At 67.4% G+C, this 22,525-nt stretch carries 16 protein-coding genes; 3 read left to right on the forward strand and 13 right to left on the reverse strand.

The window, feature by feature from the left end:
• Position 1: 1 nt before the first annotated feature.
• Together ATE62_RS13755 and ATE62_RS13760 are read left to right on the forward strand one after the other, a co-directional pair.
• Positions 2 to 1,156 carry a beta-ketoacyl synthase N-terminal-like domain-containing protein gene (locus ATE62_RS13755; RefSeq protein WP_058806790.1) on the forward strand — a complete coding sequence of 385 codons (1,155 nt, stop codon included), beginning with the start codon at positions 2 to 4 and terminating at the stop codon, positions 1,154 to 1,156.
• Entirely contained in the window at positions 1,125 to 1,775 is a 651-nt protein-coding gene (locus ATE62_RS13760) for a DUF7010 family protein (RefSeq protein ID WP_058806791.1), read from the forward strand. Before ATE62_RS13755 ends, ATE62_RS13760 begins: the two co-directional genes overlap by 32 nt.
• On the opposite strand, the gene ATE62_RS13765 is transcribed toward ATE62_RS13760, so the two are convergent.
• From ATE62_RS13765 to ATE62_RS13810, 10 genes are all read right to left on the reverse strand, one after another.
• Positions 1,772 to 3,187, reverse strand: coding sequence for a sugar MFS transporter (locus ATE62_RS13765; RefSeq protein ID WP_058806792.1), 1,416 nt, complete (start codon positions 3,185 to 3,187; stop codon positions 1,772 to 1,774). The genes ATE62_RS13760 and ATE62_RS13765 overlap by 4 nt on opposite strands.
• 40 nt (positions 3,188 to 3,227) lie before the next feature.
• Positions 3,228 to 5,714 (reverse strand): glycoside hydrolase family 3 protein, encoded by a 2,487-nt coding sequence (locus tag ATE62_RS13770; RefSeq protein ID WP_058806793.1) that lies wholly within the window; start codon positions 5,712 to 5,714, stop codon positions 3,228 to 3,230.
• An 89-nt stretch (positions 5,715 to 5,803) separates the two neighbouring features.
• A complete protein-coding gene (locus ATE62_RS13775; RefSeq protein ID WP_058806794.1) occupies positions 5,804 to 6,985 on the reverse strand; it encodes an MFS transporter in 1,182 nt (393 codons plus the stop codon).
• Positions 6,978 to 8,036: a LacI family DNA-binding transcriptional regulator gene (locus ATE62_RS13780; RefSeq protein WP_058806795.1), complete on the reverse strand. Its 1,059-nt coding sequence runs from the start codon at positions 8,034 to 8,036 to the stop codon at positions 6,978 to 6,980. The genes ATE62_RS13775 and ATE62_RS13780 overlap by 8 nt, the downstream gene beginning before the upstream one ends.
• A complete protein-coding gene (locus ATE62_RS13785; RefSeq protein WP_058806796.1) occupies positions 8,036 to 8,974 on the reverse strand; it encodes a glycoside hydrolase family 16 protein in 939 nt (312 codons plus the stop codon). The genes ATE62_RS13780 and ATE62_RS13785 overlap by 1 nt, the downstream gene beginning before the upstream one ends.
• Positions 8,971 to 10,467: a tryptophan halogenase family protein gene (locus tag ATE62_RS13790; protein ID WP_058806797.1), complete on the reverse strand. Its 1,497-nt coding sequence runs from the start codon at positions 10,465 to 10,467 to the stop codon at positions 8,971 to 8,973. The genes ATE62_RS13785 and ATE62_RS13790 overlap by 4 nt, the downstream gene beginning before the upstream one ends.
• A complete protein-coding gene (locus ATE62_RS13795) occupies positions 10,464 to 11,495 on the reverse strand; it encodes a cupin-like domain-containing protein (RefSeq protein ID WP_058806798.1) in 1,032 nt (343 codons plus the stop codon). Before ATE62_RS13795 ends, ATE62_RS13790 begins: the two co-directional genes overlap by 4 nt.
• On the reverse strand, positions 11,488 to 12,207 hold the full coding sequence (locus tag ATE62_RS13800; protein WP_058806799.1) for a SapC family protein: 720 nt from the start codon (positions 12,205 to 12,207) through the stop codon (positions 11,488 to 11,490). Before ATE62_RS13800 ends, ATE62_RS13795 begins: the two co-directional genes overlap by 8 nt.
• Positions 12,208 to 12,217: 10 nt before the next feature.
• The gene (locus ATE62_RS13805) at positions 12,218 to 13,738 is read right to left on the reverse strand and encodes a tryptophan halogenase family protein (RefSeq protein ID WP_058806800.1); all 1,521 of its coding nucleotides are present in this window, start codon (positions 13,736 to 13,738) and stop codon (positions 12,218 to 12,220) included.
• 103 nt (positions 13,739 to 13,841) lie between these two features.
• Positions 13,842 to 16,856 carry a TonB-dependent receptor gene (locus ATE62_RS13810; RefSeq protein WP_058806801.1) on the reverse strand — a complete coding sequence of 1,005 codons (3,015 nt, stop codon included), beginning with the start codon at positions 16,854 to 16,856 and terminating at the stop codon, positions 13,842 to 13,844.
• 347 nt (positions 16,857 to 17,203) lie between these two features.
• Between ATE62_RS13810 and ATE62_RS23305 the strand changes: the two genes are divergently transcribed.
• The gene (locus ATE62_RS23305) at positions 17,204 to 17,368 is read left to right on the forward strand and encodes a hypothetical protein (RefSeq protein WP_156420418.1); all 165 of its coding nucleotides are present in this window, start codon (positions 17,204 to 17,206) and stop codon (positions 17,366 to 17,368) included.
• Here ATE62_RS23305 and ATE62_RS13815 read toward each other — a convergent pair.
• From ATE62_RS13815 to ATE62_RS13825, 3 genes are read right to left on the reverse strand one after another with little or no spacing between them, the layout of a single operon-like run.
• Positions 17,365 to 17,832, reverse strand: coding sequence for a hypothetical protein (locus tag ATE62_RS13815; protein ID WP_058806802.1), 468 nt, complete (start codon positions 17,830 to 17,832; stop codon positions 17,365 to 17,367). The two genes, ATE62_RS23305 and ATE62_RS13815, sit on opposite strands and share 4 nt — an antisense overlap.
• Positions 17,829 to 20,480, reverse strand: coding sequence for an ATP-binding protein (locus ATE62_RS13820; protein ID WP_058806803.1), 2,652 nt, complete (start codon positions 20,478 to 20,480; stop codon positions 17,829 to 17,831). Before ATE62_RS13820 ends, ATE62_RS13815 begins: the two co-directional genes overlap by 4 nt.
• A gap of 3 nt (positions 20,481 to 20,483) precedes the next feature.
• Positions 20,484 to 22,442: a hypothetical protein gene (locus tag ATE62_RS13825; protein ID WP_156420419.1), complete on the reverse strand. Its 1,959-nt coding sequence runs from the start codon at positions 22,440 to 22,442 to the stop codon at positions 20,484 to 20,486.
• Positions 22,443 to 22,525 lie beyond the last annotated feature (83 nt).

Raw genomic sequence — 22,525 nt, forward strand, 5'->3', positions numbered from 1 at the left:
TTTGACCGACGTCTATATCTACGACGCGGTGCGGACACCGCGCGGCAAGGCGCGGCCCGACGGCGGACTCGCGAGCCTGAGCCCGCAGGAACTGGTGCGCCAGCAGGCCGCGGCGCTGGCGGCGCGCCGCGGCGACTTTGTGCCCGAGGCGCTGATCCTCGGCTGCGTCACGCAGAGCGGGACGCAGGGCGGGCATATCGCGATGCTGGCGAAGCTGCACGCGGGGCTGCCCGACGGATGTGCGGCGCACAGTATCAACAATTATTGCGCCTCGGGGCTGTCGGCGATCGGCGCGGCGGTCGCGAAGGTCGCGAGCGGCGAAATAAGCGTCGCGCTGGCGGGCGGGGTCGAGTCGATGAGCTCGGCGCCCTTCCTCGGCGACCGCGCGACCTTCTATGCCAACGACGAATTGCCGCCGCGCGCGCGCTTCGTGCCGCCGGTGCTGGCGGCCGACCGGCTAGCGCATGCCGAAGGCATCACCCGCGCCGAACTCGACGCCGTCGCCCTCGCCTCGCAGCAGAAAGCGGCGGCGGCGGAGGGTGACGCTCTGCTGCAAGCCTCGCGCATCGCCACCGGCGCGCTGACCGGCGAGCAATGCATCAGGCCGCAGACGACGGCGGAGACCCTCGCCGCCGCGCCCGCGGCGTTCGGCGAATTGCAGGCGCAATATGCGGGCGCGCTCGAGGGCGCGACGTTCGAGCCCTTGCACGCGGTCGCCCACGCGCCGCCGATCTGCGACGGTGCCGGGCTGGCGCTGGTCGGCGGTGCAGGGCTCGGGCCGAAGCCGCGTGCGCGCGTCGTCGCCTTTGCCGAGAGCGGCGGCGATCCGACGGCGTCGCTGACTGCGGGCTTTGCCGCGATGGACAAAGTGCTCGCGCGGTCGGGGCTGTCGCTCGCCGAAATCGACCGGATCGAGTTCATGGAGGCCTTCGCCGTCACCATCGCCAAATTCCTGCGCGACCGGAGCGCCGACCCGGCGCGCGTCAACGTCGGTGGCGGGCACCTCGCCAAGGGGCATCCGATGGGCGCGAGCGGGGCGATCCTGACCTCGTCGCTGCTCGATGCGCTCGATGCCTGCGGCGGGCGCCATGGGCTCGTCGTGCTGACCGGGGCGATGGGGGTTGGTGCTGCGATGCTGGTCGAGCGGCTCGGCTGATTTCCGGCTGGACAGGCGCGCGGCGGACCCGCACAAGCCGCCAAGGAACCCGGCACAGGAGGCGGTCATCGATATCCAGCACGCGCAGGCAGAATTTCGCGCGGCTTATCAGGGCGGTGCGCCGGGCGTCTTCGCGTCGGGGCTGGCGTGGCTCGCGGCCGATGCGGCCTGGTATGTCTGGGGCGGGCTCTATGCCTTTTTCACGCTCTTTATCGGCGGCATGCTGATCATGCCGCTGGCGCTGCTGATCGCGCGGCTGTTCCGCGCGCCCAAGGTGAGCAAGGGCAATCCGCTGACCCTGCTGGGGTTCGAGGCGGTGCTGCCGCTGTTCGCCGGACTGCTGATCGCCTGGGGGCTGATGCCGGTGTCGGAAAGCTTCGCCTTTGCCGCGTTCGCGCTCGTCATCGGCGCGCGCTACCTGAGCTTCGCGACCATGTATGGCGAGCGGCTCTATTGGGCGCTCGGCGCGGTGCTGTTCGCGATCGGCACTGCCTTTGCGATCAGGCCCGACCTGCTGCCCGTGCATGTCACGCTGGTGGTGGGCGCTGCCGAACTGCTGTTCGCGGCGCTGCTCTTCACGCGCTGGAATGCATCGATCGCGCGGAGCGCCGCCGCCTAGACGGCGGGGCGCCGCGCGTAATAGCCGAAGCCCGCGATGACCGCGTAACAGGCGGCGGGGAGCAGCATCGCCGTCGCGAGGCTGCCGCTGGCATCGGCGATCGCGCCGGTCACCACCGGCACCACCGCACCGCCGAAGATCGCGACGTTGATGATCCCCGACCCGTCGGCCGCGCGCGTGCCGAGCTTTTCGCAGGCGAGGCTGAAGATCGTCGGGAACATGATCGAGTTCATCAGGCCGATCGCCAGCAGGCTGTAGCCCGACACGACGCCGGTCGTGTTCGTCGAGACGAGGATCAGCGTGATCGCGCCGAGCGCGACGAGGGCGAGCAGCTTGCCCGGGCTGACGACGCGCATCAGCGCCGATCCGATGAAGCGGCCGACCATCGCGCCGCCCCAATAGAAGCCGATCAGCTTGCCCGCGGCCTGTTCCTCGAGCCCCATCACACCGGGCTGCATCAGATAATTGACGATCAGCGAGCCGATCGACACCTCTGCCCCGACGTAGAGGAAGATGCAGAGCGCGCCGAAGCTGAAGCGCGTGCGGGTGAGCAGGTCGTTGTCATAGAGCCAGACCGCAGGCGCGAGCAGGATCGTCAATACGCCAATGACCGCATAACCCTGCGTCGCGGCCACCGCCCCCGCGATAATCAGCGCAAGGCCGGCGGCATAGCGCGGCGCGCGAACCAGCTCGCCGCCCGCCATGCTCGCCGCGTCATGCGGCAATTTATTGCGGAATGCCCAGACGATCGCCGCCACGACGACCAGCGCGACGGCGATGCCGAGATAGCCGTGCATGATCGCCTTGCTCTCGGCGATCCGATAGGCGTCGAGCTCGGCGCCCGACAGCTGGTCGGCGGTGACCGCCGCGAGGCTGCCGAGGATCAGGATCGAGCCGACGATCGGGAACACCGTCGTGCCGAGCGAATTGAACGCCTGGGCAAAGGTCAGGCGGCTGTGCGCGGTTTCGGGCTTGCCGAGCAGCGAGATCAGCGGGTTCGCGACGACCTGGACGATCACGACGCCGCTCGCGAGCACGAAGAGTGCGAGCAGGAAGAGCTCGTAGACGGCATTTTGCGACGCCGGGATGAAAAGCAGGCAGCCGACCATCATCGTCAGCAGCCCCGCGACCGCGCCGCGCATATAGCCGATCTTCTTGACCAGCTTCGCGCCCGGAATGCCGATCAACAGATAGGCGGCGAAGAAGCAGAATTGCACCAGCATCGCCTGGGTATAGTTCAGCGTGAACAGCTCTTTGAGCTTGGGAATGATCACGTCGTTGAGGCTGGTGATGCCACCGAAGATGAAGAAGAGCCCCATGACGAACAGGCGCAGCTCGGGGGCATCCACATGCCCGCCGCCGCCCTCGCTCGCCACCGGATCGCTGCTCGTGATATCCGGCGCCAATGCCATGTCTCTCTCCCCGACCTTTGTTATTTATGCCGTTGTGTCGTCATTTTGCCTTGGGCGGGCAAGGCAGATTCTCGCCGACCGCCTGAACATTCGTATGCAGCAGCGTCGCGGCGAAGCCCTTGTCGGCGCTGACGCTGAGCGCATAGTCGAGCTTCTGGAGGTTCGCGCCCGCGTCGGCGAAGCAGCGCAGCGGGATGCGGAACGAACTCACCTGCCCCTTCGGCGCCGCCTTGACCCAGTCGGAAACGTCGAACGCCTGCCCGCCGAGTGCGACGGTGACCGGGCCGGTGCCGAGCGCGTCGACGCGCCATTCGACGCGGAGGGCAAAGCTGTTGTTGAGCTGGCGCGAGAGGTCGGCGTAAGGCCCCGAGAGGTGGAAGGAGGCGGGACCGGTCCAGGTGAAGCTCTTGCCGTCCTCCTGCGCCTTCACATCGACCGAACGCGCCGCGATCAGCCCGCCGGGGCTGGTCACCGGCGCGGAATCGACCGGGCGCGCGCCGCCCGCGTCGGTGACGGTGAGCGCCCAGGGCGCGCGCGCGCGTCCGCCGGCGAAATAGGTCTCGACATTGAGCGCCTGTGCGATGTCGATGCCGAGTTCCTCGGACAGCGGGCCGACGGGCTTGCTCTCGCCATATTTGAGGCCGTAGCCCGTGGCGAAAAGCGGCTTTTCGACCGGCGAGCGCGCGTCGGCGGGCCAGGCGAAGGGCAAAGTGCCGGTGAAGGGGCGCGCGGTCTTACCGTCCTTGCCCGCGACGAGCACGTCGGCGACGCCCGCGCCCTGCGAGCCGGGCAGCCAGCCCGCGACAAAGGCGTCGGCGGCATTGATCTCGGGGCTGGTGAACATCGGGCGCCCCGAGAGGAAGAGCGCGACCACGGGGATGCCCGCGGCCTTCAATTTCTTGAGCGTCGCCAGATCGGTCGCGTCATTGGGCTGATAATCGAGCGTCGGCACGTCGCCCTGGAACTCGGCATAAGGCGCCTCGCCGAAGACGACGATCGCGACGTCGGGCTTTTCCTTGTAGGCGCCGCCGTCGGACAGCGTCGCCACGCCGCCCGCATCGCGCACCGCCTTGTCGAGGCCTTCCCAGATCGTCTGGCCGTTGGGGAAATCGCCGCGCACGACGTCGGTGCCCTGCCAGCTGATCGTCCAGCCGCCCGACTGCATCGCCATATTGTCGGCGCCGGGGCCCGTGACGAGCACCCGCGCGCCGGGCTTGATCGGCAGCAGGCTGCCATTGTTCTTGAGCAATACGAGTGACTTGGCGACCGCTTCGCGCGCGACGGCGAGATGGTCGGGGGTGCCGAGCGCCTTGACTATGCTGCGGTCGACATGGCCCTCGGGGAACAGGCCGAGCTTGTATTTCACGCGCAGGATGCGGCGCACCGCATCGTCGAGGCGCGCCTGCGAGATGGTGCCGTCCTTCGCCTGTCTGACCGTGGTGTCGTAGAGGCCCTTCCAGCTGTCGGGCGCCATGAACATGTCGAGCCCCGCGTTGATCGACTGGGCGCAGTCGGTGACGCTGCATCCCGCGACCTGGCCATGGCCGTTCCAGTCGCCGACGACGAAGCCCTCGAAGCCCATCTTATTTTTGAGCGCGTCGGTCAGCAAACCCTTGTTGCCATGGTGCTTGACCCCCTGCCAGCCCGAGAAGCTGGCCATCACGGTGAGCGCGCCGGCGTCGATTGCGGCGGGATAGCCCATCGCATGCTTCGCGATCAGTTCCTTCTCGTCGATCTTCGCGTCGCCCTGGTCCTTGCCTTCGAAGGTGCCGCCGTCGGCGAGGAAATGCTTGGCGGTCGCGGCGACATGCGCGGGGCCGACGCTCTTGCCCGACGCGAGCGGGCCCTGCAGCCCGATCACCATCGCCTTGGCATAGTCGGCGATCAGCTTGGGGTCGGCGGCATAGCCTTCGTAGCTGCGGCCCCAGCGGAGGTCCTGCGGCGCCGCGAGCGTCGGGGCGAAGGTCCATTCGATTCCGCTGCCCGCGATCTCGGCGGCGGTGACGGCACCGATACGCTGGATCAGTTCGGGATCGTGCGCGGCGCCGAGGCCGATATTGTGCGGGAAGAGCGTCGCGCCGGGGACATTGTTGTGGCCGTGGACGGCGTCGACGCCGAAGATGATCGGGATCGCGACGCCGTTCGCTTGGCGTTTCATCGAGACCGCGCGGAATTCGCCGACGAGCTTCGCCCAGTCGGCGGCGCTCGAACGTTCGTTGCCGTTCGGGCCGCTGTTGCCGCCGGCGAGGATCGAGCCGAGCGGATAGGTTTCGAGATCCTTGGGGGTGATCGTGCTGATATCGCCCTGGATCAGCTGGCCGACCTTCTGCTCGACGGTCATTTTTGCGAGCAGTGCATCGATGCGCTTTTCGGTCGCGGCGTCGGTGATCGTCGCGGGGCTCTTCGCGGCGGGCCAGAGGTCGGGATGGACGCTTGCGGCACCGGTGTCCGCGGGCTGCGAAGCCACATTGGTCGCAGTTCCCGCCAGCAAAAGCGCCGTCGTCATGGCAAGTGCGGAACGCCGCATCGTCTCTCCCATCCCTCTATATGTGAACGTTATCAAGTGACGCTCTCGCATAGCAAGCGAAGGAAATCAAGCGCGCTATTCGGATTGCATCAGCGCAGCCGCGGCATCGTCGCGAGGAGGAGCACCGCGACGCTTGCGAGCCCCGCGAGCAGCAGGAACAGCGCGTCGAAGCCGAAGCCGGGGACGAGCGAGATGGTGAGCCAGGGCATGATCAGCGACGGCACGGTGTTGGTGAGGTTGAACAGACCGAGGTCGCGCGCGCGATGCTCGGCACGCGGCAGGATGCGCAGGGTCTGGCCGCTGTGGAGCGAGAGGAAGATGGTCGCGGCGATGCCGAAGACGACATAGCTCGCCTTTGCAGCGAAGAGCGTTTCCGACATGGCCATCGCGGCGAGGCCGAGGCTGAGGATCGTCACGCAGATCACCAGTGGCAGGATCGGGCGCCCGGTGCGGTCGGCCCAGCGGCCGGCGAGGAGCGCGAGGGGGACCGCGACGGTCAGGACGAGGCTGAAAAGCCGGGCGGTTTCGCTGTCGGTGATCGCGGGCTCGATCGAGCGGAACCAGAAGAAGAGGTAAGCGAAAAGCGCGGCTTCGGCGATCTGGACGAGCAGGCGGGCAAACCACATGCGCGCGACGATCGTGGGCGGGCGCGCTGGCGCTTCGTGGCTGCTGGGGACCGAGAGCTCAGGAAAAGGGCGCGGGCGGCCGAAGAGCAGCACGGGGAGCACCGCGCCGGCGACGAGCAGGCCGACGAGCACGAGGCGGCCGTCGGCGTCGGCGAGGCCGGGGATGGTGACGAAGGCGCACGATATCGCGCCGAGCGCGGGCGAGAAGGCGAGCAGCCCGCCGAGCAGCCCCTTCTGATGGTCGGGCACCAGGTCGCCGCCCCAGGCGGCGAGCGGCCCGAGCATCATGTTGAGCGCGAGCTGCCAACCGACGATGATCGCGATCAAGGTCGGCACATCCTCTGCCAGCGGCACCGCGAGGAGCAGCGCGATCGTCAGGATCAGCCCGGCGACGATCCAGCTGCGCCGGTTTTGCGTACGGTCGCTGAGCCAGCCGAAGAGCACCCCGCCGGTGCTGGCGGCGATCGCGCCGAAGAAGGTCACGTAACCCAGCGCCTGGATGTCGCCGTGCCCCGCGAGCGCGGTCATCCGCACGGGGAGCAGGATCGTCAGGAAGGGCACATAGGCGATCGCGCCGCCCGCCGCGGCGAGCGCGTAGAGCAGCAGGAAGCGGGTCGACTGGCGGGGCTCGGACGCCTCAGCCATCACGCGCGGGCGCCGCGGTCGAGCCGCGCTCGATCAGGCTGCCCTCGACCACCGTCGGCTCGGTCGGGCGCGGCGCGCCGCGCTGCGCCGCGATGATGAGCTCGACCGCGCGCGATACCGTCGCGGCGATCGGCTGGTCGACCGCGGTGAGCCCCGGCGGGGTGAAGCGGACGATCGGGGTGTTGTCGAAGCTGACGAGCGACAGGTCGCGCGGCACGTCGAGCCCGCGCTCCTGCGCGACCGCCAAGGTCGCGAGCGACATCTGGTCGTTGCTCGCGATGATCGCGGTCGGTGGATTGGCGAGCCCCAGCAATTGCTGCGCCGCGACCGCGCCCGACGCCGCGCTGAAATCGCCCTCGGCGAGCAAATCGTCGGTCGGCAGGCCCGCCGCCTCCATCTCGGCGCGCCAGCCGTCGATGCGCCAGTGGCTGAGGTCATATTCGACCGAGCCCGAGATGAAGCCGATGCGCGTGTGGCCGAGGTCGATCAGGTGCCGCGTCGCGCGCGCCGCCGAGCCCTCGTCGTCCATCGTCAGCGCGATGCCGGCATCGCCGCCGTGCGAGCCGATGCGCGCAAAGGGGATGCGCTGGCCGTGCAGCAGATCGACGATCAGCGGATTGTCCGAGTGCGGCGGGGTCAGGATCACGCCGTCGGGCTGGAGCGCGGCGATGATCGCGCGCAGCTCGCGCTCGACATGGTCGTTGTGCGTGTCGACCAGCTCGAAGATCATGCGGTAACCGAGCTCGGCGCATTTGAGCATGCCGCCGAACAGCATCTGGTCGACCCAGTCGGTGCCCTCGCGCGCGTTCCAGTCGGCGATCGTGCGTTCGCGGTCGTTGATCGCGAGGATGAGGTAGGAGCGCGACCCACTCATCCGCTGCGCCGCGATCGAGGGGACATAACCCAGCTTGTCGATCGACGCCTGGACGCGTTCCTTCATCTCGGGGCGGACATTGGGCTCGTCGTTGATGACGCGGCTCACCGTCTGCAGCGACACCCCCGCGTCGGCCGCCACATGCTTGATCGTCACCGACTGCCGCCGACGTCCCATTATCGTGCCTGGTCCCCACTCGCCGAACAGGCGGCCCTGCTAGCCGCATCTTCGCCGCATTGCCAGACGCGAACCCAGTCGACCTCGAAGCTTTTGGGATAGCCGCGGCCGTCGACGCCCTTTTCGGTGCGGCTTTCGGCGAGCCCGCCACCGACCGCGAGGTTGAGCAGCAGGTGGAAGGGGCGGTCGAAGGGCGCGTTAGGGTCTTTCGAACCGGTTGTGCTCCAGTCGCCCGCCTTCTGGACGGCATAGACCTTGCCGTCGATCGTCCAGCTGATGCGCCCGGCTTCCCAGACTATGCCGAAGACATGGAAATCGTCGATCGGCGCGGGCAGCACCGTCTCGTCGCCCTTATGCTTGTTCGCGGGCCATTGCCCGCCCGAGTGGAGCGTGCCGAGGATGCGGTTCTCGATCCCGCCGGGGCACTCCTTGCACTTCGCGCCGAGGTTCACCGCCTCGAGGATGTCGATCTCGCCCGAGGCGGCCCAGGTGCCGTAATGATGGTCCTCGGGCAGCATCCAGATCGCGGGCCAGGTGCCCTGCCCCTGCGGCAGCCTGGCGCGCACCTCGACCTTGCCATAGGTCCATGCCGCCTTGCCGCGGGTGACGAGGCGGGCGGAGCTGTATTCCTTCGTGGCGCGGGCGTTGGCCTTGGCGGGGTCGCCGCGCTGCGCCAGCGGGAAGGCGGGGCCGCTTGCCGCTTCCTTGCGCGCGGTGATGATCAGCTTGCCGTCCTTGATCGCGGCATTAGCCTTGCGGTCGGTGTAGCATTGGCGTTCGTTGTTGCCGCCGCCCCAGCAGTCGACGTCGAAATCCCATTTCGACCGGTCGATTTCTGTTCCGTCGAAGTCGTCGGACCAGACGAGCTGCCAGCCGTCGGACGCCGCCGCGGGGGTCGCGGCCGCCGCCGCGAGCAGCAGGGCGAGCGCGGTCCTCATGCGGCTTGCGGGACGTCGGCGCCGCAATAGCGCGCGACATAGGCGTGGTGATCGGGGAGCTTGGCGACGGTATCGGCGACCTGCTGGCGGATCATGCCGAGCAGGCGGTCGAGTTCGTCGTCGCTGAGCTTGGTCGTGACGGGGTGATAGCTTTGCGGCTCGATCCCCTGCCCCATCATCACCTGCACCCAGCTGTTCTCGGCGAAAAGCTCCTCATTCTTGCGGAAGACGCGGCCGGTTTCGCGGAACAATTCGATCTTCTGCGCGAGGCTGTCGGGGATTTCCATGTCGGCGCACTGGCGCCAGAAGGCGCTGTCGCGGCGATTGGTGGCTTTGTAGTGGAGGATCAGGAAATCGCGGATCTGCAGATTGTCCTGCAGCTGCTGTTCCTCATATTCGGCGATGTCGCGCGCGCTGGGGCGGCCGAGCGGCAGCATGCGGATGAAGCGCAGCACGCTGCGCTGGATGAGGTGGATGCTGGTGGACTCCAGCGGCTCCATGAACCCCCCGGAGAGGCCGACCGCGACGCAGTTGCGCACCCATTGGCGGCGGCGGATGCCGGTGGTGAAGCGCAGGAAATTGGGCTCGGTCAACACCTCGCCCTCGACATTGCCGAGCAGCCGTTCGAGCGCTTCGTCGCGGCCGAGGTAGCGGCTGCAATAGACGAGGCCGTTGCCGGTGCGGTGCTGGAGCGGGATGCGCCACTGCCAGCCCGCGTCGTGCGCCATCGCGCGCGTATAGGGGACGGGCGGGCGGATGTTCGGGGTCTGGAGCGCGATCGCGCTGTCGCAGGGCAGCCAGTGCGTCCAGTCCTCGAACCCCGCGTGGAGCGCGCCCTCGATCAGCAGCGCGCGAAAGCCGGTGCAGTCGAGGAAGAGGTCACCCTCGACGCGGCGCTCGCCGTCGAGGATCAGCGCGGCGATGTCGCCGCTTGCCGGATCGAGCTCGACATGGCCGATCCTGCCCTCGATCCGGACGGTGCCATCGCCCTCGGCCATCTGGCGCAGGAAGCGCGCGTAGAGGCCCGAATCGAGCTGATAGGCGTAGTTGGTGCCGTCGTTGGGCAGGTGGGCGAACTTGCCCGCCATCGCGGCGACGAGCTCCATGCAATAATCGTCGTAGCTCTGCTCATGGCCGCGAGTGCGCCCGTGCAGCCAGAAATGCTGAAAGCCCGCCGACCAGTGGTCCTTGCCGGTAAGCCCGAAGCTGTGGAAATAGCGGTGCCCCTCTTCCTTCCAGTTGTCGAAGAGGATGCCGAGCTTGAAGGTCGCCTGCGTCGCGCGCATGAAATCGGCCTCGTTGATGCCGAGCAGCCGGTTGAAATTGACGAGCGGCGGAATGGTGCTCTCGCCGACGCCGATCGTGCCGATCGCCTCCGATTCCACCAGCGTCACGCTGACCGCGCGGCCCATGGTGCGCGCGATCGCCGCGGCGGCCATCCAGCCGGCGGTGCCGCCGCCCGCGATCACGATCCGCTGGATGGGCTGGGTCATCGGCTGAGCGTCCTCAAGAGGAAAGCGCGGAGGCGTCCGGCGCTTTCGGGGGTGAGCGGGGCGAGGACGCTGCGGGCACCCTCGGGGATATGGTCGGTGACGCTGGCGTCATTCGCGAACACATAATGGTCGAAGAGGGCGCGCCAGATCGCCTTGTCCTCGTCGGGCAGGTCGCGGATCGCGAGGATCGCGTGGTTGAGCGCCTCCTGCGGCTGGCCGAGGAAGGCCGGGGTGTCGCGCCACCAGTAATTGACGAGGATGTTGAAGGGATCGAGCCCCTCGACATGGTGCCACCACATCGACGGGATGAAGAGCGCGTCGCCGGGTTCGAGCTCGGCGACCTGCGCCGCCGCCATCGCCTCGGCGAAGCGCGGGTAGGCGGCGAGGTCGGGGGCGTCGAAATCGACCATGCTCACCGCGCGCCCCGCGGGGGTGTTGTCGATCGGGCCGAGGTAGAGGTTCTTGTACTGGCCCGGCGGGAAGAGCGTGAAGCGGCGGCGGCCCGCCGCGCAGCAGGCGAGATTGTCGGGGAAGTCGTTGTGCGCGGCGATGCGCGTCTTCGTGCCGATCCAGATGCTCTTGAGCGGATTTCGGTGCCCAAGGTCGAGCGGGTTGGCGGCGTCGAGCCCGTCGAAATGCGCGGGAATGTCGATCGAGGCGAGATAGACGGTGCGGTCCTCGCCGCGCTCCTCGGCGGTGTCGATCCCCGCGAAGATGTCGGGCAGCTTGCCGGTACCGGTGCGGAAATTCATTGCCATGCCGGCGTCGTAGAAGAGCCGCCCGTCGTGCCCCGGCGCGCCGATCGAGACGGTGAAGGGGCGATCGCGCGCGTGATCGAGGAGGTGCTGCCGCGCCGCGCGCGCGCTGCGCAGGCCCGCCTGCACCAGCGGCCAGTCGGCGACGAGGCCGCGCAGGATAAAGGGCTCGCGCGCGCCCGAGAGCAACGCGTCGAGCCCTTCCCCCTTATCGTATGCGCGCTCGGCCACCGTGGCGAGCCGCGGATAGATGGCGCCGTCGCGCTCAGCCATGGCCGAGCTTCGCATTGCGGCGGTCGACGAGCCCGGCGAGCTGCGATAGCGAGGCGAGCGCCATGAAGATCGGCATCAGATGGCCTTCGGCGTGGAGCTTGCCGAGCGTGTCGGGATCGAGCGCGCGAAGCTTGGCTTCGTCGATGATGTGGAAGCCGACGAGCGAATTGACCGAGCCGTCGTCGAGCGTGACCTCGAGCGTGAAGGGTTCGAGCAGGTCATGGTCGGCGAGTGCGGCGAAGAAGGCGGGGCTCGCGCGATAGCCCTCGTCGAGCGCGCCGAGCTTTTCGGCGATGTCTTCGAGGTAAGGCGTCGCCTGTCCGTCGGCGTCGAAAAGGCGGATGCCCTCGCCGCCCGCCGCGATGCGCGGGTGAGCGAGGTCGATATGCACCTGCCCCGGCCCGTCGCCGCTCGCCGGGCGGCCGACGAGGAAGGGCTGGATCGCGATCGACAGCGGGCGATAACGCGCGTCCCAGTGCTCGCCGTCGAGGAAGAGATTTTCGCCATTCTCGAAGCCGAAGAGCGCGACCGCGATGAACGGGTCCTGCGGATTTTCGCGGCGGAAGAGGATCGGATAATGCGCCTGCACCTGGCGGAACTCGCTCGGCACCGTCAGCGTCGCCATCACCGCGTCGCCGCGCGCCGCGCCCGCGCGCGGATCGATGCGCAGCTCGCGGTGGGCATTGGTGTCGAGGGCGGCGTGCTGGGTCATCGATGGTCCTTCATTCGGCGGCGGTCGCCGCGGCCGCGCCGAGCGCGCCCAGATAATCGCGATTGGTTGGCAGCGCGGCGGTGAGCGCGCGCGCGCGCTGGCGCGCTTCGGCGAGCGCGGTCACGGCACGGTCGCTGGATGTGAGGCCCGGAGGCGGAGCGACGCCCATGCCGTAGAGAATATATTGGTGGCTCTCGGCCGAGAAAATCTCGTCGACCTGCGGGAAGTCCCAGGCCGAGGGCGGCTGGTCCTGCCACAGGCTGAGCATCGCGGCGAGGGTCGCGGGGATATGCTCGGGGTCGCGCTGCGCGCGCCAATAGGGCTCGGTCCGGCGGCTCAGCACATAGTGGAGCTTGAGGAAGTCGACGATGCGGTTCCAGCGATAGCGGAAGAGCGCGTTGAAGCGCTGCGCATGGATCGGCAGCACCGCGGCGCTGGCGGGGAAATTGTCGACGAGGGCATTGAGCGACAGTTCGATCATCACGATCGCCGAGGCCTCGAGCGGTTCGATGAAGCCCGCCGAGAGGCCGACCGCAAGGCAATTGCCCTGCCAGAAGCGCGCGCGGTGGCCGGTGGGGAAGCTCAGGCGGCGGACGGGCACCTCGGGCGCGTGCGGGAGTTGTTCGGCGATATAGGCGCGGAGCTCCGCCTCGGCCTCGTCGTCGGAAAGGAAGCGGCTGGCGTAGACGCAGCCGATGCCGCGGCGGGTCGGCAGCGCGATATCCCAGATCCAGCCGGCGCGGTGCGCGGTCGAGACGGTCTGCGAAGCGATCGCGCTGTCAGGGTCGGTCGGCACCTGCGCCGCGAGCGCGCGGTCGTTGAAAAGCGTGTCGCTGCGGTCGATCCATTCGACCCCGAGCTCGCCGCCGATCAGCAGCGCGGCGTGGCCGGTGCAGTCGAGGAAGAGGTCGCCTTCGATTTCGCCGTGCGTGCGCGTGACGACCGCGGCGATGTGATCGCCTTCGCCGCGCCGCACGCCGGTGACGTGATCAGCGACATGGCGGACGCCGAGGCGCAGCTTCGCGTGCGCCATGAGGAGCGCGGCGAACTTACCGGCATCGAGATGGTACGCGTAATTGGCCGCGCCCTGATAGCCGGGCATCGCGCGCTGGCGCGGCGCGAGGTCGAGGTCGCAGACCGCCGCCTGCGCGGTCATCGCGGCGGCGAAGCTCTGCCCCGCCTCGCCCGCCTGCCACGCCGCGAGCAGTTCGCGCGTCGCCAGCGGCGGCGGCGGGGTGAAGGGGTGGAGATAGCGGTCGTCACCGGCGCCGCTGACCCAGCGGTCGAAGCGCGAGCCCTGCTTGAACGAGCCGTCGCAGGCGGCGAGGAATTCGCCCTCGTCGATGCCGATCGCGGCGAGCGTCGCGCGCATCGTCGGCCAGGTCCCCTCGCCGACCCCGATCGTCGGGATGTCGGGCGCCTCGATCAATGTGACGGAGAGCGCCGGGCGCGCCGCGGCGATGCGCGCCGCCGCCAGCCAGCCGGCGGTGCCGCCGCCGACGATGACCACCCTCTCCATCTCGCTCGTCATTGGGAACGTTCCTACGCGTTTCGCCGGCTGCCGTCACGCAAAAGAGCCGCACCTCCGGGGAGATGCGGCCCTCTCGCCAGGAACCCGGCGGGCGGCGCCGCCCTTAGAAGTTGAACCGGACGCCAGCCGCGTAGCGGGCGAAGCCCGGCGACGCGAAGGCGACATTGTTCTTGTGGCGCAGGTGCCCGCGGCGGCTTTCGCCGGTCAGGTTGATCGCCTCGACGAAGCCCGTGAGGCCCGGCATGAACTCGTAGCTGGCGCTGGCGTCGATCTGCCAATATTCCTCGACATAGAAGGGGTTGGGTCCCGTTCCTGCGAGGAATTTGTCGCGCCAGTTCCACGCGACGCGCGCCTGAAGTCCGTTCTTGTCGTAATAGGCGACCGCGTTGGCGCTGTCCGAGAGGCCGGTCAGCGCGAACTGCGGCACGGTCGACGGCTTGGTATTGTCGTATTTCGCGTCGCCGCGGACGATCGTGTAGTTCAGCAGCACGCCGAAGCCCGTGTCCCAGAAGCTGTGCTGGAGCGCGAATTCGAAGCCGTGGATCTTCGCCGACTGGTCGCTGTTGATCGGCGTCGCGATCTCGAAATTGAGTAGCGGATCGTCGGGAGTGCTGAAGATGATACCATCGCGGAGGCCATTGGCATCCTCGACCGGCAGGCCGGTGTTCGGATCGAGCCGCACCTGCACCGTGTTCGGATAGTTGCGGATGATGAAGTCGCGGATCTGCTGCGCGGTGGCATTGGCCCCGAGCGACGCGAGCGCGGCGTTGTAGCGCGGACCGAAGGCCGGGGTCCGCAGCCCGAAGGCGTCGGAGTCGATGCGCGTCGACGACAGGAAGTTCGACACGCGCTTGTGGAAGAAGCCCGCCGAGATGTAGCTTTCGCGCCCGTAATACCACTCCGCCGACAGGTCGATGTTCTTCGACTTGTAGGGGAGCAGACCCGGGTTGCCCTGGCTGCCGCCGCCGCCGCCGATGCGGAACAGCGAGTCGATCGTGCGCCCGCCCTGAAGGCTGGCATAGTCGGCGCGGGTGATCGTGTGGCTGTACGAAGCGCGCAGCTTCACATCCTCGATCGGCTCGATGTCGAAGTCGATCGCCGGCAGCCAGTGGTCGTAATCGCCCTTGAAGCGGGTGAAGTCCGAGTCCGGGCCATAGATGACGTTGAACTCGTTCGCCGCGACCCAGCTGGTCCCCGTGGGGATCGGCACCAGCGCCGAAGAGTCGACGCTGGTATGTTCGTAGCGGACACCCGCGGTCAGATGCGCCTCGCCCGCGCCGACGTCGAACTTGGTGCCGACCTGGATATAGGGCGACAGCGTCTTTTCGGTGAGGCGGCGGTCGACGGTGTAATTGGCGAGGCAGGTGCCCGGCATCGCGCTGCCCGTCGCGGGATCGCTGCACACTTCGTACAGATCCTCGATCAGGTCGGCCATGCGTTCGAAGTTGAAGGTGTAGAAGCTGGGGATGATGCCCGACGCCCCGTTCACGCCCTTGAACTTGTCGGGCAGCGTCTGGAGCTGGAAGATGTCGTCGGGGATGTCCGACGGCGGCCCGGCGCCGCCCCAGGTGTCGTTCTGGATGAAGCCATAGGCCGAGCGCACCTTGTTCTCGATGTACGAGACGCCGAAATCGATGCTGTCGAGGAAGGCGCCGTCGTGATCGTAGCGGCCCTTCAATTGGACCTGGTCGATCGTGTCCTTGAAATAGGCGTTGCGGAAGGCGTTGCCCGTCGAGCGGATCAGCCCCGCGTTCAGCGGGTCGATGCCGGGGTGCATGTTGTAGGAGATCACCGGCAGGTCGGAGTCGAAGTCGATCCGCTGGTTGGCGACGCCGAAGATCGCGTTGCCGACCGACACGCTGGTGCCATATTTGTTCGTCGGCTTGGACTCGGCGGTCGAGTGATGGAAGTCGAGCTCCATCGTCATGCCGCCGGGCGCCTCCCAGGTGAGGTTGCCGCCGAGCGACTTGTTCTCGGTGCGGTTCGCGACGAGCGAGCCGCTGTACGAAAGATCCTTGTTCTCGCCGGCGCCAAAGGCTTCGGAATAGAAGATCGGGCCCGCGACGGGGCCGTCGGTCCAGCTGCTCGACGTATTGTTGTGGTTGAACCACACGCCGACATTGCTGTTCCGCACTTCGACGGTGTTGCGCGAATAGGTGTAGTCGATCGTCGCGGTGAGCGAGTCGACCGGGCGGAATTGCAGCACCGCCTGGCCGTTGATGCGCTCGCGGTTGATGTCGTTGAGGTCGTAGGACGCGTTCTGCGGCACCTGGTAGACGTCGGTCGCGTCGGGGCGGTTGGTGATCTGCGCGAAGCGCGGATCCGCCGGGTTCTGGGTCAGCGAACCCCAGTTGTTCTCGTTGCCCAGATAGCCGTCGCGCCAGCCGACATTGGCGATGTTCACGCTGGCTTTGCGCTTCTGCCACGAGCCCGCGATCATGATGCCGACGCGGTCGTCGGCGAAGGTGGTCGAGAGGACGCCCGACACTTCGGGGGTGATCGGATTGCCCTCGTTGCGCGAGGTGTCGTAAACGCCCTTGACCGCGATGCTGCCCGAGAGGCCGGGCTTGTCGAGCGGGCGCGGGGTCTTGATGTTGATCGACGAGCCGATGCCGCCCGAGGGGATGGCGGCGCGGCCGGTCTTGTACACCTCGACCGAGGCGATGCCTTCGGACGCGAGGTTGGCGAAGTCGAACGAACGCGACGAAGGCGCGCTGGCGCCGTCGCCGAGCGACGAGGTCGGCATCGCACGGCCGTTCAGCGTGACGAGGTTGAATTCGGGACCGAAGCCGCGAACGGTGACGAAGCTGCCTTCGCCGTTCGAGCGGTCGATCGACACGCCGGTGATGCGCTGGAGCGATTCGGCGAGGTTGGTGTCGGGGAACTTGCCCATGTCTTCGGACGAGATCGCATCGACGACGCCCTGGCCTTCGCGCTTGATGTCGGCCGAGGCCGCCAAGCTGGCGCGGATACCGGTGACGACGATCTCGTCGCCGTCGGCGGCGCCTTCCGCCGGCGGCGCGTCCTGCGCCAAAGCGACCTGCGCCATGCCCATCAGCGCCATGGCCGACGTGCCGGCCAGAATCCTGGCGAGCCGAAGCTTATGCGAAGCCTGCATCCCTTTCCCTCCCGTTTAACCGCTCGTTTTTCGGCGGCATTTCTTCAATGTGAACGTTATCTAAATGAGAACGTTCTCATTGTCAACGCGGGTCGCATTGCATTCCTATGCAATCGGCGCGAAGCGGCCTGCAGTCGTCGACCTCATTCCTTTCCCTGTTTTTCGAAAGCTTGCGAGATGCGGCTCGCGCCATATCCGATCAGGAGCGAGGCCCCCAGCGTCAGCGCGCCGATCTTGTCCATCGAAGCCTCGAGCCTGCCGTCCGGGCAATTCATCGTCAAAGGATGCGAGGGCTGTTCCGACATGGCGTGCCATTGCGCGGTAAGCGGTGCGCCCTCGCCGAACCCATGCGCGATTTCATGGACCTCACAGGCCTCGGCTTTCGCGCCATCGGCGAAGATTTCGGCCGCGTCGGCGTGCGCGCCGCGACGGCTTTCCTCATCCTCCAGCCATTGTTCGAGCGCGCGGCGGCCTTCGTCCGCATCGGTTTCGCCCGACGCGTCTGGCGCTAGGGGCTCGGCCCCCTCAAGTGGGGCGGCGGATTCCAGTCCGCCCGCTCGTTCTGAAGGTCCAAAGGGTCGCCTTCCTTTTCTTCCTCCGCTTGTTCTTCGGTTGCCGGCTGTGCGGCTTCGTTGAAGCTTTCGGTCAGCGACGCTTCGCCGCCGTCCGATGCGGCGGTTTCGGCAGGGGCTTCGGGCGGCGCCGCTGCCGCGTTGAAGGCCTCGGTGGTTTCGCCGCCGGCCCAATAGTCGTCGGGTGCCTCGAGCGCCTCGTCGAACAGGGCCTCCGTTCCGGTATCGGCGTTCACATCGGCCTCGGTTTCGACATAGGGCTCGGCGGATGTTTCAACGGGCTCAGCCGGCGCTTCGACCGCTTCGGGCGGCGGCTCCGCGGCTTCGTTGAAACCGTCGCTGATCTCCGGTGCGCTCTCGGGCGGCGGCGGCGGAATTTCGGGAAACTCGCCCGTCTCGGTCATGGCTTCCTCCTCTCGTCGAAAAACTCGTCGTACAGCCAATGTTCGGCAGGACGCCCCTTCTGCGTTCGCGGCAGCGGCAGCGACAGAAGCAACGGATGCTCGACGCCCTCTTCGAACAGCACAAAATTGACCGCGCCCGTGGCGCTGTCGCTCGGCTTGTCGACCTTGAGCCCCGTGACATAGCGCTGCTGCGCCTCGCTGAAGCTCATCGCCTCGCCCAGATATTTTCGGTCATCGGCCGCCGGAAGCCTCAGCATGATCTTCAGATTGGTATTCTTGACCGCCTCCGACACGATCTTCGAGGGAATCTGTTCGACGATCGCCAGCCCCTGGCCGAAAGCGCGGATCTCGGCGAGCATGTCGACGAACAGCCCCACCGATTTCGCCTGCGAACTCTGCCCGACGACGTCGCCCGCCTGCCCGCCCGATCCCGCGGACTGCGACAAGAGCCGGTGCGCCTCTTCGACGATCACGAAATGGCGGAGGCCCGGCGGCAGCTTGCCGCCCGCCTCGCGCGCCTTCAGGTCCTCGGCCTGCCGATATTCGAACAAATAGCTCATCAGGAAAGCCATCGCGAGCGCCTTCTGCGACGCGTCGGGGATAGCGTCGAGTTCGACGATCACGGGGCCGCGAAACAATTGCGTGCGCAGCAGGTCATAATGCTCGGGCCTGGCAGTCCCGCCATTGCGTGCCGCCGAGAGACGGTAGGTGCTGTCGGCACGCTCGAAGCTCGACCCCAGAATGCCCGACGAAAGATTTTCGAAGCGGCGGCGAAAAATGTCGCGCATCTCGCCGGCGCGGCCCTGTCCCGCCGCGCCGCCGCCCGAAAACTCCTTTTCGACAAATGGGCCGAGCACGAAATCCTGCAGCGTGGCAAAGGAAGGAAATATCCGGGCCGGCCTGCCGCGCGTCGCCTCGACCCGACCGAGATGGGGCCCGCCGCGCGCGAACTTGCGATAACCGCAGCCGCCCGCCGACGGCGGCAGGGTATAATATTCGACCAGCGCCTTCTCCATCAGCAGCGCCAGCACGGGCTCCATCGGAAAGGCCGCCTCGAAGCAGGATTTGAGATAGGAGGCGTGGCGCGCGACGCTGATCCCCTCGGGCACGCGGATCGGATCGAAGCCCAGGAAGTCCTCGCCGGGATCGCCGTCGGCGTCGCCTTCGAAATTCTTGCGCTTGAGATAGGGCACCTTGCCCGCGAGTTCCTGATAATATTCGGTTTTGACCGGCTCGATGACCATGAAGGGAATGCGCAGCCGCGCCATCTCGCGCGCGAGGAACAAGGTGCTCTTGGTCTTGCCCGATCCCGTGCCCCCGACGATGAAGGCGTGTTTGGTAAGATCGCCCGGATCGATGCTGTGCCAGGCCGCGCCCTCGAGCGGTTCGGCTTCGTTGGCGTGGAGCGCGCCGGGCCGCCGCACCAGGCCGAGGCGCACGCGGTTCGCCGGCGGCGGCGTGAGTTGGCCGTCCTGGCCGACCACCGGCTGAAAGGCGAGATTGGGAACGACGAAGGGCGGGATCAGCTGGCTTTCGACGCCCGGGATTCCCTCTTCGTCGGCCGACGGCAGCCGGACGAGTTCCTCGGCCTCCTGCAAGGTGAAGAGATGCGGCAGGCGGAGGAGGAAATCGACCTCCTCGATCGCCTCGATCGGTGCGATACCGGCCTCTTCCAATTGCCGCTGCAAGACATTGCGCTGCCTCTCGCGCTGGGTGGTCGTCCAAAGTCCGGGGACGTCCATGTCGGGACGGTACAGCTGGGTGCCGGGGACGTCGCGCGACGGCGGCAGCACCTGAAAGGCGCGAAAGCCGCCGAAGCTTGCCGCCAGCATATTGGCGAGGCCGACCACGGCGCCGTCGTCCAGCCCCGCCACGCGCAACGAGGCATGGGCCAGATAGCCGGGGGGCAGCGAAAAGCGGTCGAAGGCCGAACGAAGCGACTGGACGTCGTCGAACCCGGCGCTCGCGAGTTGCCCGGCAAAGGGATCGAGGAAGCGCTTGAAGCCGAGCGCCAGCGTCTGGTTTTCGATCCGCTCGCCGGCCGCCAATGGATGCAGGCAGATCGAGATGACGAGCGGGGCGGCACGCTGCAATTCCTGGAACAGCGCCTTCAGCCGCGGTTTGACGGGATCGACCGGCCCCGGAAGCGGCAGGCAGAAGCGCTCGCTCATCAACTCGTCGGGATGCGTGTCGAGGTTCGGCAGGCGCCGCGTCCGCGCGTCGGACGCGGCCACGCCGAGAAACGTCGTTGCTCCGTCGTCACCGCGGCGCAGGTCGGACGAAGCGACCGGCAGATCGACGAACTCGAGGCGGCGCACGACCCGCGCCACGCGCAGCGCACAGTCGTCGAGCGACGCGTCGGGCTGCATCTTGCGCCAGCCATATCCCGCGGGCAGCATCGCTTCGGCCTGCGCCAGCCGGCGTTCGGCCTCCTCGGTCATCACGCCATGGAACCGCAGCGAGACCGAGGTCTCGCGGTGGTTGACCACGCGATATTCGGCGGCGATGCCGCAATCGCGCACGAGGTGCAGCGCGACGTGCGACCAGAAAGCGCGCTGGCCCGCGATCAGATCGAACAGCCGCGCATCGATTTCATTCCCTTCGACACGCGGGATCGTGAGGATGCGATATTCGGCGAGCAGATCCATCGTTCAGTTGAGGTCGCCGCCGTCGCGGCCGGCATCGTCCGGCGCGTCGTCGGCGCGTCCAAGGTGCTGCGGGTCGTCGTCATCGGCGGCGTCGACCGCCTCGGCGTCGGCGATCGGCTGCCCATTCGCCTCTTCTTCCCCCGCGGCGACAGGCAGCATGGGCGTGGCCGGAGGGCCCGACAGCGCGGTATTCGCCCCGCCGGGCAGCTGGCCGCCGATGACACGCGCGGCCAGCACGCGCTTTTGCTCGGCGGTGAGCGCGCCCGGCGTCATCAGCTGTTTCTGGAGGTCCATCGCGTGCTGGGCGTCCGTGCGCAGCACCTCGTTATGGCGCTCCTCGGCGGTGCGGAGCAATTCCCTGATCTCCTGCTCCGCGAGGTCAAACCGCGCCTCGAGCCCCTCGATCTCGCCGGTGAAGCGCATGCTGATCGCCGCCGGGCGAAGCCCGATCACCTTGATGATGCGCAGGGCATGTCCGGTATCGACGGCGTCGAACTGGCCGTCGCTGCCGTCCTCGCGCTCGATGTCGGCGGCGAGCTGCGACTGCCAACAGTCACCGAAACCCTGCTTGACGTCCGACGCCTGGCGTTTGACCTTGCGCAGATCCTTTCGACGCTCGGCGAGCTTCTTTTCATAATCGCGCACCTTTTGGATGCCGACGTGCAGCGTGGCGGCCGTCAGGTCGCCGACCCGCGTCGTGTTCAGAATGTCGAACCCGTGGAAAATCGACGCGCTGGTCGGCTTGTCGTCGAGGAAGGCCGCGATGTCGTCGATCTGGTCCGGCAGGACCGACTTGCCGAAAATCTCGTCGAGCCGCTGGTTGAGCGCCCGCCCTGCCGCCGAATTGACCAAGCCCGCAAGATCGCTGTTCTGGAAGAGAATGTTCCGGGCCGCCGCGATCGGGCCCACGCCGAAGCTCTGCCCGCTGAAACGCGTCGTAATCGTCAGCTTGTCGGTCGCGAACGAAATGCCGACCAGCCCGTAGGAATCGGTCGCCTCGATGCTCTGCGGCATCTGCCGCGCCAGATAGCTGATGTTCCATATTTCCAGCGTGCGGTCATGGATCGGCAGATGAAACTGCGAATCCCAGGTACAGACGAAGGTCCATTCGCGCGCGTTGAGCCCGCGGGTGAAGGCGATCAACTGGTCGTTCGACGCCTCGAAACGCAGATAGCGCGTTGCACGCGCGTTGCGGTCGAAGGGATCGTAGGGGACGAAAGGCGGCGCGGTGGCGGCATTGCTGGTCTTGACCCCGATCACCGAGGTCGGTTCGCGCGCCATGATCGCCACGAGCAAGGCCGGCGCCACGCAGAGCATCAGCGCTTCGATCAACAGGAAGCGATGATCCGCGACCATTTCGATGCTGGGATATCCGCGCTCGACCAGGAAGGACACGACCAGCACGGTCAGGGCGCCGAAGGCACCGCCGAGGAGGACGGAGCGGTTCGACAACATTTTCGCGGCAGCATATCCGCGCACGAACACCGCAGCGAACGCCAGGGCGCACAGCGGCACCGACGCGAGGTGGAGCAGTCCGCCCGCGCGCGATGACGGCACGTCGCTCGACATCGCGAGCAGCGCGAAGAGGAGGAAAAAGCCGACGACCATCGCGGCCCATATCTGTCCGTTGCGCGCGGTCAGCGGCGCGGGTGCGCCCAGCAGATGCAGCGGGTTCGGCTCGGTCAGCGCATTGCCCGCAACGCCCGAGCCGCCGAGTTGCGACCAGCCGAAGAACAGGAGCAGCATGTGCAGGCCGATGACGATCCACGGCAGCATCTGGGGCGCTTCGGCCATATTGGCGCTGGGGACGCCGATCGCGACACCCACGCCCTCGCCGAACAGCGCCGCCGCGATGTCGAACATCGCCAGCGTCATCAGGAACAGGCCGAAAGCCGAGCGTTCAGTGGCCTCCCGCTTCTCCAACCGCTTCAGCAAATCTCCCAGTTCCACGGACTCAGCCATGACGGTCCCACCCTCTTTGTACTTCAGAATCGCTTCTGACCCCGTCGCGATACTGATCAACAATGCCGCGCAAGCGCAAGAAA

It is taken from the genome of Sphingopyxis sp. HIX (genome assembly GCF_001468285.1).
In the GTDB taxonomy this organism is placed as follows: domain Bacteria; phylum Pseudomonadota; class Alphaproteobacteria; order Sphingomonadales; family Sphingomonadaceae; genus Sphingopyxis.

Bases quoted from the DNA above. Each gene is read 5' to 3' on its own strand.
- ATE62_RS13825 (WP_156420419.1), bottom strand. From the start codon at position 22,442: ATGGCTGAGTCCGTGGAACTGGGAGATTTGCTGAAGCGGTTGGAGAAG.
- ATE62_RS13810 (WP_058806801.1), bottom strand. From the start codon at position 16,856: ATGCAGGCTTCGCATAAGCTTCGGCTCGCCAGGATTCTGGCCGGCACG.
- ATE62_RS13785 (WP_058806796.1), bottom strand. From the start codon at position 8,974: ATGAGGACCGCGCTCGCCCTGCTGCTCGCGGCGGCGGCCGCGACCCCC.
- ATE62_RS13820 (WP_058806803.1), bottom strand. From the start codon at position 20,480: ATGGATCTGCTCGCCGAATATCGCATCCTCACGATCCCGCGTGTCGAA.
- ATE62_RS13815 (WP_058806802.1), bottom strand. From the start codon at position 17,832: ATGACCGAGACGGGCGAGTTTCCCGAAATTCCGCCGCCGCCGCCCGAG.
- ATE62_RS13795 (WP_058806798.1), bottom strand. From the start codon at position 11,495: ATGGCTGAGCGCGACGGCGCCATCTATCCGCGGCTCGCCACGGTGGCC.
- ATE62_RS13790 (WP_058806797.1), bottom strand. From the start codon at position 10,467: ATGACCCAGCCCATCCAGCGGATCGTGATCGCGGGCGGCGGCACCGCC.
- ATE62_RS13765 (WP_058806792.1), bottom strand. From the start codon at position 3,187: ATGGCATTGGCGCCGGATATCACGAGCAGCGATCCGGTGGCGAGCGAG.
- ATE62_RS13780 (WP_058806795.1), bottom strand. From the start codon at position 8,036: ATGGGACGTCGGCGGCAGTCGGTGACGATCAAGCATGTGGCGGCCGAC.
- ATE62_RS13805 (WP_058806800.1), bottom strand. From the start codon at position 13,738: ATGACGAGCGAGATGGAGAGGGTGGTCATCGTCGGCGGCGGCACCGCC.
- ATE62_RS23305 (WP_156420418.1), top strand. From the start codon at position 17,204: ATGCGCGATTTCATGGACCTCACAGGCCTCGGCTTTCGCGCCATCGGC.
- ATE62_RS13770 (WP_058806793.1), bottom strand. From the start codon at position 5,714: ATGCGGCGTTCCGCACTTGCCATGACGACGGCGCTTTTGCTGGCGGGA.
- ATE62_RS13775 (WP_058806794.1), bottom strand. From the start codon at position 6,985: ATGGCTGAGGCGTCCGAGCCCCGCCAGTCGACCCGCTTCCTGCTGCTC.
- ATE62_RS13800 (WP_058806799.1), bottom strand. From the start codon at position 12,207: ATGACCCAGCACGCCGCCCTCGACACCAATGCCCACCGCGAGCTGCGC.